Below are 16,199 nucleotides of genomic sequence, written 5' to 3' on the forward strand. Positions count from 1 at the left end.
AATGGCCGGGGCGTCACAAGTTTTGCAATTGACCGATCCGCTGCCGCTCGACGGCGGGGGAGAGTTGCATGGCGCCGAGATTGCTTACGAGACCTATGGCACGCTGGCAGGGGATGGTTCGAACGCGATCCTGCTTTGTCACGCGCTGACGGGCGACCAGTATGTCGCCTCGCCTCATCCGGTAACCGGCAAGCCCGGCTGGTGGGAGCGCATGGTCGGACCCGGAAAGCCCATCGACACGGATCGCTATTTCGTGGTCTGCGCCAACGTGGTGGGCAGCTGCATGGGCTCTACCGGCCCGGCGAGCGAAGCGCCCGACGGCAAGCCTTACGCCATGCGGTTTCCCGTCATCACCATCCGCGACATGGTGCGCGGCCTCGTCGCACTGCTCGACGGGCTCGGCATCGAAAGGCTGCACGCCGTGGTCGGCGGATCGATGGGCGGGATGCAGGCGCTGAGCCTTGCCGCCAACTGGCCGGACCGGGCCGAACGCGTGCTCGTGATCGCATCGACCAGCCGTCACTCTGCCCAGAATATCGCTTTCCACGAACTCGGCCGGCAAGCCGTCATGGCCGATCCCAATTGGCACCAGGGCGATTATTATGCGCAGGAGAGCCAGCCCGACAGCGGATTGGCCGTCGCCCGGATGGCCGCGCACATCACCTATCTTTCCGAGGAAGCGCTGACCGGCAAGTTCGGGCGCAACCTGCAAGATCGCGACACTAAGAGCTTCGGCTTCGATGCCGATTTCCAGGTCGAAAGCTATCTGCGCTACCAGGGCAGCGGCTTCACGCGGCGGTTCGACGCCAATTCCTATCTCTATATCACGCGCGCGATGGATTACTTCGACCTGGCGGAAGAGCATGGCGGCAAGCTCGCCAATGCCTTTGCCAAGACCGAGGCGCGTTTCTGCCTCGTCAGCTTCGACAGCGACTGGCTCTATCCGACCGCCGAGAGCCGCCACGTGGTGCATGCCTTGAATGCAGCAGGCGCGGCGGTGAGCTTCGTCGAATTGTCCGCCCCGCACGGGCACGACAGCTTCCTGCTCGATGTCCCCGCACTCGATCGTGTGGTGAAAGGCTTCATCGAATGAGCGCCCTTCGCCCCGACCTTGCCGCCATCGCCTCCGCGATCGAACCGGGCACCCGCGTGCTCGATATCGGCTGCGGCGACGGCGCCCTGTTGGCGGAACTTCGCGCGTCGAAGGGGGTGGACGCGCGCGGGATCGAAATCGACGGAGGCTGCGTCGAACGCTGCGTGGCGCAGGGGCTTTCGGTCGTGCAGGGCGATGCCGACAGCGCGCTTGCGGATTATCCGGACAAGGGCTTCGACTACACGGTGCTCAGCCAGACGCTGCAGACCGCGCGGCGGCCCGACCTCATGCTCGACCAGCTGTTGCGCGTGGGCAAGCAGGCTTTCGTTTCCTTCCCGAATTTCGCCCACTGGCGCACGCGCGGCGCGCTGATGCTCGGCGGCCGCATGCCGGTCACCCGGTCCATTCCGGTCAGCTGGTACGAGACGCAGAACATTCACCACGTGACGGTGAAGGACTTTCGCGAACTGGCGCGCGAAAAGAACGCACGGATCGAGCGCGAGTGGTTTTTCGCCAATGGGAAACCGGTTTCGGGCGCGGCGAATTTGCGCGCCGAATTCGCGGTCTTCCTGCTCAGCCGCTAGGCGGGTCGACGGGTTTGCCCGCGCCGAAGAAGGAGCGGATCAGCCTGCGGGCGGTCAGGATCAGCCAGATAGTGAGGCCCAGCAGCACCAGCGCGATGGCGCCTGCCGCATAAGGATATTCGTAAGCGAGGTAGAGCAGGCCGACCGTTGCCACGTCCTCTACTGTGGAGACCGCGACATTACTGACCGGTTCGGGGCTGGCATTGACCACGCCGCGTGCACCCGCCTTGCCGGCATGCGCCGTCAGCGCAGCCCCGCCGCCCAGGAGGAAGGCGACGACCTGCGTGGCGGGATCGGAGGGATCGACGATGGCAAGCGCCAGCAGCGCACCGCCGATGGGCCGGACGAAGGTATGGACGGCATCCCATGCGCTATCGAGCCACATGACCTTGTCGGCGAAGAATTCGGCCACGGCCGCAATCGCGGCGATCCCCATGATCCACGGGTTCGCCAGCACGTCGAGGCTTTGCAAATGTTCGGGCAGCGGGATCGCGTCCAGCCGCATGGCGAGGCCGGTCGCAAAGATGCTGAGGTAAAGCCGCCAGCCCGCCAGCAGGCTGACGCTTCCGGCTATCCCGATGATTTCCATCACTCCCATAAAAGCCAGTATGCCCGTGATTTTCCATTCGTCCAACGACCAAGTGCAAACGACGAGCGGGAATTGACCCGAACGGCGATGTCAGCTTATCGTTTACAAATGTCAACGAAACCTATCGGGAGGACAGGATGACACGCAGATTCACCATCGCCGCCACCCTTGCGGCCACTTTGCTCGCCGCTTGCAACAGCGCCAATGCGGGTTCGCAAACGCATACCACCACCTCGCACAACACGTCGGTCTCGGTCTATCGCAGCGGCGAAACCCAGATCGTGGGATCGGGCGTCGTGGTCGAAGAGAACAGGCGCATTCCGGCATTCGGAGCCCTCGCCATCGACGGCCCTGTGGATGTCGTGATCCGGCAGGGTTCGCCCTCGCTGCGGCTGGTCGCCGAAGACAATATCATCGGCCTGATCGACGCGAGGAAGGACGGCGACACGCTGTCGCTGACGACAGAGGGCAGCTTCCGCACGAAGAAGCCGATCCTTGCCTACCTTTCGGTCCCCGACCTGCAGGAAGTGACGATCAACGCCAGCGGCGACGTGCGCCTCGAAGGCTGGGATGCCCCCGCACTCTCGCTGTCGATCCGTGGATCGGGAGATATCGAGATCGACGGATCGGTCGACGATATTCGCGCACGCATCGGTGGTTCGGGCGATATCGACCTGGCCCCCGTCCGCGCGGCGCGGGTCGATGCGGCAATCAACGGGTCTGGCGATGTAGCAATCGGGTCGGTCGACCGGCTGGTCGCGTCGGTCAACGGATCGGGCGATATCCGTGCAGGCGATGTCGGAGAGCTAGCGGCAGACGTCAACGGATCGGGCGACATCAGCTATCGCAGCGCGCGCGTCATCACCCGGAGAGAGGTAAACGGCAGCGGCGATATCCGCGCCCGCTGATCCGCCTGTTACCGGGAAAGAAAAAGGGCGGCACCGTTTGCGCGGCGCCGCCCTTCTTTTGTCTGTGATGGGACGGATCAGAAGATTTCGAAGAGACCCGCTGCGCCCATGCCGCCGCCGACGCACATGGTGACGACGCCGTATTTGGCGTTCCGCCGCTGGCCTTCGCGCAGGATGTGGCCAACGCAGCGCGCGCCGGTCATGCCATAGGGGTGGCCGATCGAGATCGAGCCGCCGTTGACGTTGAGCTTGTCGTTGTCGATGCCCAGCTTGTCGCGGCAGTACAGGACCTGCACGGCGAAGGCTTCGTTCAGTTCCCACAGGTCGATGTCCTCGACCTTCATGTCGAAACGTTCGAGCAGCTTGGGGATCGCGAAGATCGGGCCGATGCCCATTTCGTCGGGCTCGGTGCCTGCAACCGCCATGCCGATGTAACGGCCGAGCGGGTTGAGGCCGCGTTTCTCGGCTTCCTTGGCTTCCATGACGACGACTGCCGCCGAACCGTCGGACAGCTGACTGGCGTTACCAGCCGTGATCGTGGTGCCCGGACCCATGACCGGCTGCAGCGAGGCGAGGCCTTCGAGCGTGGTCGACGGGCGGTTGCCTTCGTCCTTGGCGATCGTCACGTCTTCGTCCGAAACCTCGCCGGTTTCCTTGTTCATCACCTTGTGCGTGGTGCTGACCGAGACGATTTCGTCGTCGAAGATACCGGCTTCCTGTGCCGCGGCGGTGCGCTGCTGGCTCTGGAGCGAGTATTCGTCCTGCGCTTCGCGGCTGATGCCGTAACGCTGGGCGACGGTTTCAGCCGTCTGCAGCATCGGCATGTAAATCGCACCGTGCATGTTCACCAGTTCGGGGTCGGGCATGACCCGCATTTCCTTGGTCTGCACGAGGCTGATCGACTCCTGGCCGCCCGCCGCGACGATCTGCATGCGGTCGGTGATGACCTGCTTGGCAGCCGTGGCGATGGTCATCAGGCCCGAGGAGCACTGGCGGTCGATGGTCATGCCCGAAACGCCGATCGGGCAACCGGCACGCAGCGCGACCTGGCGGGCGAGGTTGCCGGCCTGTGCGCCCTGCTGGAGCGCGGCGCCCCACAGCACGTCGTCGACTTCGCCAGCATCGATGCCGGCGCGCTCGATCGCGGGCTTCAGCGCATAGGAGCCGAGCGTTGCGCCGGGCGTCGAGTTGAAAGCGCCCTTATAGGCCTTGCCCATACCGGTACGGGCGGTGGAAACGATGACTGCGTCACGCATGGTCATTCCTTAAATCTATCTGGTCGTTGAACGTCTGTTTCTCCCGGGGAGGGGAAAGAAATCAGACGAAGTACATGGTCATCCATTCACAGATCAGGGCGGGCTTGTCCTCGCCTTCGATCTCGATGGTAATTTCCATTGTCTGCTGCCACTGGCCGGGGCGCTTCTCGGTCATTTCGAGAAGCTTCCAGTGGCCGCGGACCCTCTTGCCCGAGCGAACGGGATTGATGAAGCGGGTTTTGTTGCCGCCGTAATTGACGGCCATCTTGATCCCGTCGACGCGCGGCACATCGCTGTTCGCGGTGAGGTAGGGGATCATCGAAAGCGTCAGGAAGCCGTGGGCAATCGTGCCGCCGAACGGCGTCATCTTGGCAGCTTCCTCGTTGACGTGGATGAACTGGTGGTCACCGGTCGCATCGGCAAACTGGTTGATGCGCTCCTGGCTCATTTCGACCCATTCGCTGGTGCCGACCTGTTCGCCGACCTTGGCTGCTACGTCCTGGGGGGTCATTGCTCGCTCTCCTCGAAAACTTGCTGAATTACGCGACTCCGCATCGCATTTGCGCGCGGACTCATGGCGCATGGAGAGGGGCTGTGCAACTGCCGCAAAGCTGCCGTTACGGCATTGGGGTGCTTACGGCGCCGCGTGGCGAGTTAGCCGCGGGCATCGCCCACACTTGGTGCGGATTTGTAGGGCATGCGAGAGACAAGCCACTTCTGCGCGGGCCGCTCGAAACGATAATGGAGACCAGCCGAAACGATGAGCACAATCGCGAGGAAGGCGGCGCACTGCGCAAGGGTCATCTGACCATCGGCGCCAACCACAGCGATTTTGAAGAGGATGAAAAGGAAGAAGTGCGTGAGGTAGGTCGCATAACTCAAATCCCCCAGCCAACGCATGGGGCTGCTCGAGAAGAGCTTTGCGATAACCCCGCCTGAAAGCGCGAGCGCGAGCAAACCGCTTGCCAATGCCAGCGGCACGAAAGCGGTTTCCGGCACACGCAACCATAGGCCAGTCGCGACACTCGCCATAGATATGCCGCCTGCCGCGAAGGCTATGCGTGCTCCTGCGCGGGACCAGCGTTGCCAAATCATGCACAGCATAGCGCCGACCGCAAACTCGATGAGGCAACGTATCAATCCCAGCTTTGCGATATCCTGGCCCAATTCCCGATGGCCGAAATAGGCAAAGACCCCGTGCAGCAATGCAATCAGGAGCGCTGCGATCGCGAAGAGGCCACCTGTGCCGATCCTGTTCCAGTGAAGGGCTGCGACGAATGCCGGAAAGAGCAAGTATGCTGCCAATTCTGTGCTGATCGACCACGCCGGATGGTTCCAACTCAGCTGGTCTGTGAACCCCCAGTTCTGAATCAGCACCAGGTGCATGGGCAATTCCGCGAAAGGATACATGTCGGTGCTGCGTTCCGTCATCACCAGGACGAGGGCAAATGCCACCATGCCGGCAAGCACGAGCAAGTGGAGCGGCCAGATCCGGGCGATCCTCTTCCACCAGAAGTCGGCCGTTGCTCGCCAGCCGTGTCCCCTGAGCCGATGCCCGTAATTGAGCCACATCACGAAACCTGACAGCATGAAAAAGAGATCGACCGCAAGGTAGCCCTTGCCCAGGACCCAGATCGCTTCCGCAGAAACGATCCCGGACATGGAAAGGCGTATGTGATAAAGCACGACGAACCATGCGGCGAGTCCACGCAAACCGGTCAATTGGTGCAGTTGCGGGACCGTCGGTCGAAGGGGCGGGGCGATCACGTCGCGACTTCCCGCTTGCTTTCGCGCCGCTCTGCCAGACGCTGTTTTCTGGCGCGCTCGGCTTCCACGCGATCATCATTCTTGATGACCGTCGCCAGCCCGATCTGCAAAGCTAGAACCATGAGGATAAAAGGCTGGTAGGCTATGCCGACAAACAGAGCGCCAAGCAGGTAGACCAGTTGCACTTGCTGTAGCGAATTGGCCAGCGCGCCCCATCGCTGCATATCAAGATCGTCAGATGCCAAGCCGCGCCTGCGCAATCGTTCCATCGCGATCAGCCCCGTGGCGTGAAGCAGGACCCATAAAACGAAGCCGGGGATCCCCTGCTCGCCGAGAACTTCGAAATAGGCGGAATGGAATGCGCGGCCGCTTTCGCTGACTTCGCGTCGTTCGGTGCTCGTAACATTGCCTTCGCGCACCTTCTCGACCGTTTCATAGGTGAAAGAGTTGCCCAGGAAGGAATCGAACCCGCCTCCGAGCGGGTTTTGGGCGACATAGTCGATCGTCCATTTCCATACCTCGACACGAGTGGAGGCAGACTGGTCCGACTGGTGGTCGACAATGGTCGACATCCGTTCCTGATAGGATTGCGGAAGAAAAGGCAGGGAAAGCAGCGCCAAGGCTGCTGCAGCCGCCGCATATACGAACCGGTATTTGACGGTGCGCATCATCAGTACGGCGAGAAAGGCGATGCAAAGCAACCCGGTTCGTGTCTGCGTTCCAATGGGCACCAGTAGAGATGCGGCTGTCAGGGCAACTGCAAACAGCAGCGCCGCCCTGGTCCCGCCGGGAAGAATCTTGCCATGACGGGCAAGCCACCAGACCAATGGTATCGAGGCGATACTGATGGTCGAAAGCGTACTGCCTTCGTAAATTCCCGAATTGCTCTTGGAGAGCGTAACCAGCACGCCGTAACCGCCGCCGCCGAGCAAGGTCTTGATGCCGCCCGATATCAATATGGTCGCGAGCGACAGGACACAGACATAGACAGCTGCTTCGAGCCTGAGTTTGGTACGCAGGACCAAGGGGAGGAACAGGGCGAAAAGCATCGACTTCCACACCCAGGCCCACTTCGATGCTGCACTTTCGGGAAAGTCTGCAATCGAAGTCGTGAATGCACACCAGATCAGCAGCGCCAGAAGCAGGCCCTGGCGCGCTGTGAATTTGCTGCCTTTCTTGTTGTCGAACATGGCCCACCCGACAAACGCCAGGATGAAGGTGATGAGAGACACCTTGAGATCGGGCAGGAAGACGTACCCCACCTGCTGCGGCACGACGATGTCGACGTACAGATAGGCCAGCACCCAGATGAAGGGTCGTCGCAGGCCCAGCACGACGAGCACCACGAGAAAGGCGAGGATGATGAAGTCAAACATCGCCGCCGCGTCCCTTGTCACGGCCGCGACGCTTGCGCATGCCCTGCTTGCCCGGCGCAGGCGGCGGTGCTGCCAGCGGATCGTCCAGATCCTCGCGCGCAAGCAATCGCCAGCACACGAGCACGATCAGCCCGTGGGTCAGAAAAATGGCGAAATAATCGATCACGCTAGGTTATGGCCCGCCCGTTGCCCGCTAAACGGCTCGCAACCCGGTAACAGCACAGGGTTGACGCGTCGTTAAGCCTGTTGTGTCACAGGATAGCGATAATGACACGGGTCCTTCACATCCTCGACCACTCGCTGCCCCTCCATTCGGGCTATACCTTCCGCACGCGCGCCATCCTGAAGAGCCTCCAGGCGGCAGGGTGCGAAGTGCGGGCCGTGACCGGGCAGCGCCATTCGGCAGACGGGCCGCAGGTCGAAGAAGTGGACGGGCTGGTCTTCCATCGCACCCCCGGCACCCCGTCGGGACCGCCCGTGGTGCGCGAAATGCGCGAAGTGGCGGCGCTGAAGGAAACGATCGAAAGCGTCGCCTCGCAATGGCGTCCTGACGTCATCCATGCCCATTCGCCTGCGCTATGCGGCATGGCCGCGCTAAAAGCCGCCCACAACCTGAGCGTCCCGCTGGTCTACGAAATCCGCGCTTTCTGGGAAGATGCCGCCGTCGGCAATGGCACGGGTCGCGAAGGCTCGGCCAAGTATCGCCTCACCCGCGCGCTCGAAAACCGCGTCGTCAAACGCGCCGATGCCGTCTTCACGATCTGCGAGGGCCTGCGCCGCGACCTCGCCGAACGGGGGCACGACACGGCCAAGATCCGGCTTTCGCCCAATGGCGTCGACCTGTCGCTGTTCGGAGAGCCGCGCCAGCGCGACGATGCCCTTGAGGCTGAGCTCGGCCTTGGGAATGGTCCGGTAATCGGCTTCATCGGCAGCTTCTACGATTACGAAGGGCTGGACGACCTGATCGCCGCCATGCCTGCCTTGCGTGACCATCATCCCGAAGCGTGCCTCCTGCTGGTTGGTGGCGGGCCGCGCGAAGGGGCCTTGCGGGCGCAGGCAAACGCCTCCTCGGCGGCCGATGCGATCGTCTTCACCGGGCGCGTGCCGCATGACGAGGTGGACCGCTATTATTCGCTGATCGACGTGCTCGCCTATCCGCGCAAGAAATCGCGACTGACCGATCTGGTGACGCCGCTCAAGCCGCTCGAAGCGATGGCCCAGCGCAGGATCGTCGCGGCAAGCGATGTGGGCGGGCACCGCGAACTGATCGAGGACGGGGTGACCGGCGCTCTGTTCGCGCCCGACGATCCGGGGGCGATCGCAACGGCTCTGTCAGACCTGATCGACCGCCGTGAAAAGTGGGATACCATGCGCGAGGCAGGCCGCCGCCATGTTGCCGCGCAGCACGACTGGGGACGCAATGTCGCGCGTTATCGCGAGATTTACCAGGCGCTGGTAGAAGCGGCAGCGCCAAAGCGAACGGGATTGAAGCAGGCATGAGCTATACCGAAGACAGCAGCATGACGCAGCGCGCATGGTTCCGCCCCCTGGTGGGATTGTGGTTCGCCTTCCTGCTCGGCGCGGGGACGCTGGGCGTGCTGTACGTGATGGCTCCCACAGCGCGCGATTACTACTTCGCGCGCACCGGCCTGGCCGGCCTGCACCCCTATTTCGAAGCGCCTGTCGGCATGGCGGGATTTGCCGCCGTCGCAGCCGTGGCCGCGCTTGTCGGCCTGGTGCTCGGGATGATCATCGCGGCGCGGCTCGCCAAAAGGGACGATGCGGACCTCGAGGAGGAATGGACCGACGAAGACGCCCGCGAGGAGATCGTCGAAGAGGAACCGGCGCGAACCCGCGTTCTCTCGGCCCGCGACGATATCGACGAGGACGGCATCGCCATTACCGAGACCGCGGAGTTCGTCGAGATCGATGAGCCGGTCGAGACCGAGGTCGAAAACGAGGTTTTCGACGAAGGCGCGCATATCGACGCCCCCCACGAAGAGGGCACGCCCGCGTCTGCCCCCGTGCGCGCCGCTGAAGACCTTTCACTCGACCAGCTGACCGCGCGTCTTGCCACCGCGCTGGAAGCGCACAAGGCCGCTGAAGCCGCGCCCTCGCGGGACGAGGATACCGAGCAGGTGATCTCCTTCCTGCGCCGCGAGGCCGAGCGCGAGGGCGGCGAATCGGCACAGGATCCGCAGGCCGCGTTGCGCAGCGCGCTCGACAAGTTGGGCCGCGTCGGCAGGGTCGACTGACGTCCCCACCCACTCCTGCCGCTACGTCCGCCGGGCGCGGATACGAATTCCTCCATGCTGCAATGCGGTAAAACGCCCTAAAACTTGGGCCGCGTGAAATTTTGCTACCCGTCCGGGCCATTGCAAAAGCGGTTTCGTGCCTGCAAAGGGATGGTTCGCGAAATTTTGGCAGCGCCAGATGCGGCGCTGCGACATTTTGACTCGCCTCTGTCCTTCCCTTCGGTCGGTAATGGAGACGGGTCCGGTTGGAGGACGCCTCGGCGCATGCAGGTTCCGCATTCTTCTTTTCCCGCCCCCCAGGGCTTGTACGATTCCGCCAATGAGCACGACGCTTGCGGCGTCGGCATGGTGGCGCACATCAAGGGCGAGAAGAGCCACGACATCATTACGCAGGCGCTGACGATCCTTGCCAATCTCGACCATCGCGGCGCGGTGGGCGCGGACCCGCTGTTGGGCGATGGTGCGGGCATCCTCATCCAGACCCCCGATCCCCTGATCCGCAAATGGGCCAATGCAAAGGGGTACGACCTGCCCGAAGAAGGCGATTACGCCGTCGCCATGTGCTTCCTGCCGCAACAGGACGAAGCACGCGAATTCGTCGAAAAGCAGCTTGAGCGCTTTGCCGAAAAGGAAGGCCAGCGCGTGGTCGGCTGGCGCGATGTGCCCGTCACGCTCGACGGGCTGGGCAAGGCGGTCATCGATTCCATGCCGGTCATCCGCCAGTGCGTGATCGCGCGCGGCCAGAACTGCGTCGATCGCAATGCCTTCGAACGCAAGCTGGTGGTGATCCGCAAGCAGACGCTGAACCCGCTCGCCGCGCTGGAAGACAAGCACGGCATCCCGGGCCTCAGCAAAGCCTATATCCCGAGCTTTTCCAGCCGCACCGTGGTCTACAAGGGCCTGCTGCTGGCAAACCAGGTCGGCACATTCTACGACGACCTGCGCGATCCCGACTGCGTCAGCGCGCTCGGCCTCGTGCACCAGCGTTTCAGCACGAACACTTTCCCGAGCTGGCGCCTCGCCCACCCCTATCGCTTCATGGCGCATAACGGGGAAATCAACACGGTTCGCGGCAATGTGAACTGGATGGAAGCGCGCCGCCGCACGATGGAAAGCGAACTGCTGGGCGCCGACCTCGACAAGATGTGGCCGCTGATCCCGCATGGCCAGTCCGACACGGCCTGCCTCGACAATGCGCTCGAGCTGTTGCTGACCGGCGGATACGATCTAGCCCACGCGATGATGATGCTCATGCCGGAAGCCTGGGCGAAGAATGAGCTGATGGATCCGGCGCGCCGCGCCTTTTACGAATATCACGCCGCCCTGATGGAGCCGTGGGACGGCCCGGCAGCGGTCTGCTTCACCGACGGCCGCCAGATCGGCGCATGCCTCGACCGCAACGGCCTGCGCCCTGCGCGCTATTGCACCACCAAGGACGATTTGGTCGTGCTCGCCTCGGAAAGCGGCGTGCTGCCGTTCGCCGAAGAGGACATCACCCGCAAGTGGCGCTTGCAGCCCGGCAAGATGCTGCTGATCGATCTCGAACAGGGCCGCATCGTCGAGGACGAGGAACTGAAGGCCGGCCTCGCCGCTGCCGAACCCTATGAGGCGTGGCTCGAAAAGGCGCAGTACAAGCTCGAGGACCTCGACCATATCGAGCCGGACCTGTCTGAAATCCCGCAAAGCGATATCGCCTTGCTCCACCGCCAGCAGGCGTTCGGTTACACGCAGGAAGACATCCAGCGCTTCCTCGAACCGATGGCCGCGAAGGGCGAGGACCCGATCGGATCGATGGGCACCGACACCCCCATCGCAGTCCTGAGCCAGAAGAGCCGCCTGCTCTACGACTACTTCAAGCAGAACTTCGCGCAGGTCACTAACCCGCCGATCGACCCGATCCGCGAAGAACTGGTCATGAGCCTGCTGTCGATGATCGGCCCGCGCCCGAACCTGCTCGGCCGCGATGGCGGTACGCACAAGCGCCTGGAGGTGAAGCAGCCGATCCTCACGAACGACGACCTTGCGAAAATCCGCTCGGTCGAAGTGGCGCTCGACGGGGCCTTCCGCACTGCGACGATCGACATCACCTGGGATGCCAGCACCGGCGCGGACGGCCTCGCCATGGCGCTTAAGGAAATGTGCTGGGCCGCGACCGAAGCCGTGCTCGGCGATGCCAATATCCTGATCCTGTCGGACCGGGGCCAGGGGCCCGACCGCATCGCCATGCCTGCGCTGCTGGCGACCGCAGCCGTCCATCACCAGCTTGTCCGTCAGGGCCTGCGCATGCAGACCGGCCTCGTCATCGAGACCGGCGAAGCGCGCGAAGTCCATCATTTCTGTGCGCTGGCAGGTTATGGCGCGGAAGGGATCAATCCCTACCTCGCGTTCGAAACGCTGGAAGATCTGCGTGCGCGCAAAATGCCCGAACTCGATGCGGGCGAGGTGCAGAAGAACTTCGTCAAGGCGGTCGGCAAGGGCATCCTGAAGGTCATGTCCAAGATGGGCATCTCGACCTACCAGTCCTATTGCGGCGCGCAGATCTTCGACGCCGTCGGCCTGTCGAGCGATTTCATCGATACCTATTTCACCGGCACCGCGACCACGATCGAGGGCATCGGCCTTGCCGAGGTGGCGGAAGAAACCGTGCGCCGTCACGCGCAGGCGTTCGGCGACAGCCCGCTCTACAAGGGCATGCTCGATGTGGGCGGTATCTACCAGTACCGCATCCGCGGCGAAGACCACGCCTGGACCCCCCAGAACATCGCCAATTTGCAGCACGCCGTTCGCGGGAGCGATCCGAAGAATTACGAAGAGTTCGCCAGGAGTGTGAACGAGCAGTCCGAACGCCTGCTGACCATTCGCGGACTGATGGAACTGAAGAAGGCCGAGCGTCCGCTCGACCTGTCCGAAGTCGAACCGGCTTCCGACATCGTCAAGCGCTTCAGCACCGGCGCGATGAGCTTCGGCTCGATCAGCCACGAAGCGCATTCGACCCTTGCCATCGCGATGAACCGCCTCGGCGGACGTTCGAACACGGGCGAAGGCGGCGAGGAGCCGGAGCGCTTCCAGCCGCTGCCCAATGGCGATTCCATGCGCAGCCGCATCAAGCAGGTCGCATCGGGCCGCTTCGGAGTGACGACGGAATACCTCGTCAATTCGGACGATATCCAGATCAAGATGGCGCAGGGCGCAAAGCCCGGCGAAGGCGGCCAGCTGCCCGGCCACAAGGTCGACAAGCGCATCGGCAAAGTGCGTCATTCGACGCCGGGCGTGGGCCTCATTTCGCCGCCGCCGCACCACGACATCTATTCGATCGAGGATCTCGCGCAGCTGATCCACGACCTCAAGAACGTGCAGCCCGAAGCGCGCATTTCCGTGAAGCTGGTGTCCGAAGTCGGCGTCGGCACGGTTGCCGCGGGCGTCTCCAAGTCGAAGGCCGATCACCTCACCATCTCGGGCTATGAAGGCGGCACCGGCGCATCGCCGCTGACCAGCCTGACCCATGCCGGATCCCCGTGGGAAATCGGCCTCGCCGAAACGCAGCAAACGCTGCTGCTCAACGATTTGCGCAGCCGTATCGCGGTGCAGGTCGACGGCGGCCTGCGCACGGGCCGCGACGTTGCCATCGGCGCGCTGCTGGGCGCGGACGAGTTCGGCTTCGCCACCGCCCCGCTGATCGCCGCGGGCTGCATCATGATGAGGAAGTGCCACCTCAACACCTGTCCCGTCGGCGTCGCCACGCAGGACCCGGTGCTGCGCAAGCGCTTCACCGGAACGCCCGAACACGTCATCAACTACTTCTTCTTCGTCGCCGAGGAACTGCGCCAGATCATGGCGGAAATGGGCTTCCGCACGGTAGAGGAAATGGTCGGCCGCGTGGACCGCGTCGACATGCGCCGCGTGCGCCGCCACTGGAAGGCGCATGGTGTCGACCTCAAGCGCATCCTCCACGAGGTTCCGCTCGAAGAAGGCAGGTCGCTGCACCACACCGAAACGCAGGATCACGGCCTCGGCGCGGCGATGGACGTCGAACTGATCAAGGCGTGCAAGCCTGCGATCGAAAGCGGGCAGGCCGTCCAGGTTTCGCGCGACATCCGCAATGTGAACCGCACTGTGGGTACCATGCTGTCCGGCCGCATCGCGGAAGCATACGGCCATGCCGGCCTGCCGCAGGACACGATTCGCATCGACCTCACCGGCGTTGCCGGACAAAGCTTCGGCGCATGGCTCGCCCACGGCGTCACCATGAGCCTGACGGGCGATGCCAACGATTATGTCGGTAAGGGCCTGTCCGGCGGACGCATCGTCGTCAGGCCGCCCGAAGGCGTCTCGCGCGATCCGACCGACAATATCATCGTCGGCAACACCGTCCTTTACGGCGCGATCGCGGGCGAAGCCTATTTCGCAGGCGTTGCAGGCGAACGCTTCGCTGTGCGCAATTCGGGTGCGGTTGCCGTGGTCGAAGGGACCGGCGACCACGCGCTCGAATATATGACCGGCGGCGTGGTCTGCGTGCTCGGCAAGACCGGGCGTAATGTTGCAGCCGGGATGAGCGGCGGCATCGCCTATATCTACGATCCGCAAGGTGCGTTCGACGCGCTGGTAAACCATGCGCAGGTCGATGTCCTCGACGTGACGCCGGGCGACGGCGAAGGGGCGGAAAAGAGTTGGGGCCACCCGCAGCAACGCGCCCAGACGGTCGACGATGCAGGCATGGGCGATCCGCTCTACCACGATGCAGAGCGCCTGAAGATCCTGGTCGAGAGGCATCATCTTCACACCGGTTCGGCACGTGCCAAGGCGCTGCTCGACGACTGGTCGAACGAGTTGAAAAACTTCCGCAAGGTAATGCCGCGCGATTATGCGCGCGCGCTCAAGTCGCTCGAGGAAGAGCGCGAGCAGGCGGCAATGGAGGCTGCAGAATAATGGGCAAGGAAACAGGTTTCCTCGAGTACGATCGCGAAGAGCGTGAATATGTCGCACCCGAAGAGCGGCTGAAGACCTACAAGGAATTCACCCTTCCGCAGAGCCCCGATGCGCTGAAGCGCCAGGCGGCGCGCTGCATGAATTGCGGCATTCCCTATTGTCACAACGGCTGTCCGGTGAACAACATCATCCCGGACTGGAACCACCTCGTCTACGAAGACGACTGGAAGAACGCGCTCGAAGTGTTGCACTCGACCAACAACTTCCCGGAGTTCACCGGCCGCATCTGCCCGGCCCCGTGCGAGGCGGCCTGCACGCTCAACATCGTGGACAGTCCGGTGACCATCAAGTCGATCGAATGCGCGATCGTCGACAAGGGTTGGCAGGAAGGCTGGATCAAGCCGCAGGTGCCCGAAAAGCAGACCGGCAAGTCGGTCGCCGTGATCGGCTCCGGTCCCGCGGGCCTTGCCGCTGCCCAGCAATTGGCGCGGGCGGGCCATGCCGTGACCGTGTTCGAGAAGTCCGACCGGATCGGCGGTCTGCTTCGCTACGGCATTCCCGACTTCAAGATGGAGAAGCACCTCATCAATCGCCGCGCGGTGCAGATGGAAGCCGAAGGCGTGCAATTCCGCACCTCATCCGAAGTCGGCGTGGAAGTCAGCTTCGAGGCGCTGAAGGAGAATTTCGACGCGGTGGTGCTGGCAGGCGGCGCCGAAGAAGCGCGCCAGCTGGACATCCCGGGTGCAGAGCTTCCCGGCGTGCGCCTCGCGATGGAATTCCTCACCCAGCAGAACAAGCGCAATGCGGGCGACGACGAAGTGCGCGCCGCCCCGCGCGGCAGTCTGACGGCGACCGGCAAGCACGTGATCGTGATCGGCGGCGGCGATACCGGTTCGGACTGCGTAGGCACGTCAAATCGCCAGGGCGCGGCCAGCGTCACACAGCTGGAAATCATGCCCAAGCCGCCGGAAAAGGAAGACAAGGCCATGACCTGGCCGGACTGGCCGCTGAAGCTGCGCACCTCTTCCAGCCATGAAGAAGGTGCCGAGCGCGACTGGGCCGTGCTGACCAAGCGCGTGATCGAGGAAGGCGGCGATGTTGCTGGCCTCGAATGCGTGCGCGTGGAATGGAAAGACGGTCGCATGGTCGAAGTCGAAGGCAGCGAGTTCACGCTCAAGGCCGACCTCATCCTCCTCGCCATGGGCTTCACCGGCCCCAAGCGCCGTGGGCTGCTGGACCGGGCGGGCGTCGAACTGGACGCGCGCGGTAATGTGAAGGCGGACACCAACCGCTACGCCACCAGCGAGCCGCACGTCTTCGCCTGCGGCGACATGCGCCGCGGCCAGAGCCTGGTCGTCTGGGCCATCCGCGAAGGCCGCCAGTGCGCCCGCGCCGTGGACGAGGAGCTGATGGGGGTCAGCGAACTGCCTAGGTAAGGGCGCCTT

At 63.4% G+C, this 16,199-nt stretch carries 13 protein-coding genes; 7 read left to right on the plus strand and 6 right to left on the minus strand.

Annotated elements, in window-relative coordinates; genetic code table 11:
- The first annotated feature begins 1 nt into the window (after position 1).
- Positions 2 to 1,093, plus strand: a complete 1,092-nt coding sequence (metX, locus tag LCM24_RS05470; RefSeq protein WP_224803076.1) for a homoserine O-acetyltransferase MetX — start codon at positions 2 to 4, stop codon at positions 1,091 to 1,093.
- Positions 1,090 to 1,677: a methionine biosynthesis protein MetW gene (gene metW / locus LCM24_RS05475; RefSeq protein WP_224803077.1), complete on the plus strand. Its 588-nt coding sequence runs from the start codon at positions 1,090 to 1,092 to the stop codon at positions 1,675 to 1,677. Before metX ends, metW begins: the two co-directional genes overlap by 4 nt.
- Here the strand turns inward: metW and LCM24_RS05480 are convergent.
- Positions 1,667 to 2,275 (minus strand): DUF4126 domain-containing protein, encoded by a 609-nt coding sequence (locus LCM24_RS05480; RefSeq protein WP_224803078.1) that lies wholly within the window; start codon positions 2,273 to 2,275, stop codon positions 1,667 to 1,669. The two genes, metW and LCM24_RS05480, sit on opposite strands and share 11 nt — an antisense overlap.
- A gap of 128 nt (positions 2,276 to 2,403) precedes the next feature.
- Between LCM24_RS05480 and LCM24_RS05485 the strand changes: the two genes are divergently transcribed.
- Positions 2,404 to 3,174, plus strand: coding sequence for a GIN domain-containing protein (locus LCM24_RS05485; protein ID WP_224803079.1), 771 nt, complete (start codon positions 2,404 to 2,406; stop codon positions 3,172 to 3,174).
- A gap of 77 nt (positions 3,175 to 3,251) precedes the next feature.
- Here LCM24_RS05485 and LCM24_RS05490 read toward each other — a convergent pair whose 3' ends face one another.
- From LCM24_RS05490 to LCM24_RS05510, 5 genes are all read right to left on the minus strand, one after another.
- Complete coding sequence (locus LCM24_RS05490) at positions 3,252 to 4,430, minus strand: acetyl-CoA C-acyltransferase (protein WP_224803080.1); 1,179 nt, start codon at positions 4,428 to 4,430, stop codon at positions 3,252 to 3,254.
- Between the two features lie 61 nt (positions 4,431 to 4,491).
- A complete protein-coding gene (locus LCM24_RS05495; RefSeq protein WP_224803081.1) occupies positions 4,492 to 4,941 on the minus strand; it encodes a MaoC family dehydratase in 450 nt (149 codons plus the stop codon).
- 143 nt (positions 4,942 to 5,084) lie between these two features.
- Positions 5,085 to 6,197 (minus strand): acyltransferase family protein, encoded by a 1,113-nt coding sequence (locus LCM24_RS05500; RefSeq protein WP_224803082.1) that lies wholly within the window; start codon positions 6,195 to 6,197, stop codon positions 5,085 to 5,087.
- Positions 6,194 to 7,573, minus strand: coding sequence for a putative O-glycosylation ligase, exosortase A system-associated (locus tag LCM24_RS05505; RefSeq protein WP_224803083.1), 1,380 nt, complete (start codon positions 7,571 to 7,573; stop codon positions 6,194 to 6,196). Before LCM24_RS05505 ends, LCM24_RS05500 begins: the two co-directional genes overlap by 4 nt.
- Entirely contained in the window at positions 7,566 to 7,739 is a 174-nt protein-coding gene (locus LCM24_RS05510) for a hypothetical protein (protein WP_224803084.1), read from the minus strand. The genes LCM24_RS05505 and LCM24_RS05510 overlap by 8 nt, the downstream gene beginning before the upstream one ends.
- Positions 7,740 to 7,840: 101 nt before the next feature.
- Here LCM24_RS05510 and LCM24_RS05515 point away from each other — a divergent pair, with 101 nt between their 5' ends.
- The 4 genes from LCM24_RS05515 (at position 7,841) to LCM24_RS05530 (ending at position 16,190) form a co-directional block, all read left to right on the plus strand.
- Positions 7,841 to 9,073, plus strand: coding sequence for a TIGR04063 family PEP-CTERM/XrtA system glycosyltransferase (locus LCM24_RS05515; protein WP_224803085.1), 1,233 nt, complete (start codon positions 7,841 to 7,843; stop codon positions 9,071 to 9,073).
- Entirely contained in the window at positions 9,070 to 9,828 is a 759-nt protein-coding gene (locus tag LCM24_RS05520; RefSeq protein WP_224803086.1) for a hypothetical protein, read from the plus strand. Before LCM24_RS05515 ends, LCM24_RS05520 begins: the two co-directional genes overlap by 4 nt.
- A gap of 264 nt (positions 9,829 to 10,092) precedes the next feature.
- A complete protein-coding gene (gltB, locus tag LCM24_RS05525) occupies positions 10,093 to 14,754 on the plus strand; it encodes a glutamate synthase large subunit (RefSeq protein ID WP_224803087.1) in 4,662 nt (1,553 codons plus the stop codon).
- Positions 14,754 to 16,190, plus strand: coding sequence for a glutamate synthase subunit beta (locus LCM24_RS05530; protein WP_224803088.1), 1,437 nt, complete (start codon positions 14,754 to 14,756; stop codon positions 16,188 to 16,190). The genes gltB and LCM24_RS05530 overlap by 1 nt, the downstream gene beginning before the upstream one ends.
- Positions 16,191 to 16,199 lie beyond the last annotated feature (9 nt).

The sequence above is a fragment of the Qipengyuania aquimaris genome (assembly GCF_020171965.1).
GTDB classification, from domain to species: Bacteria; Pseudomonadota; Alphaproteobacteria; order Sphingomonadales; family Sphingomonadaceae; genus Qipengyuania; species Qipengyuania aquimaris_A.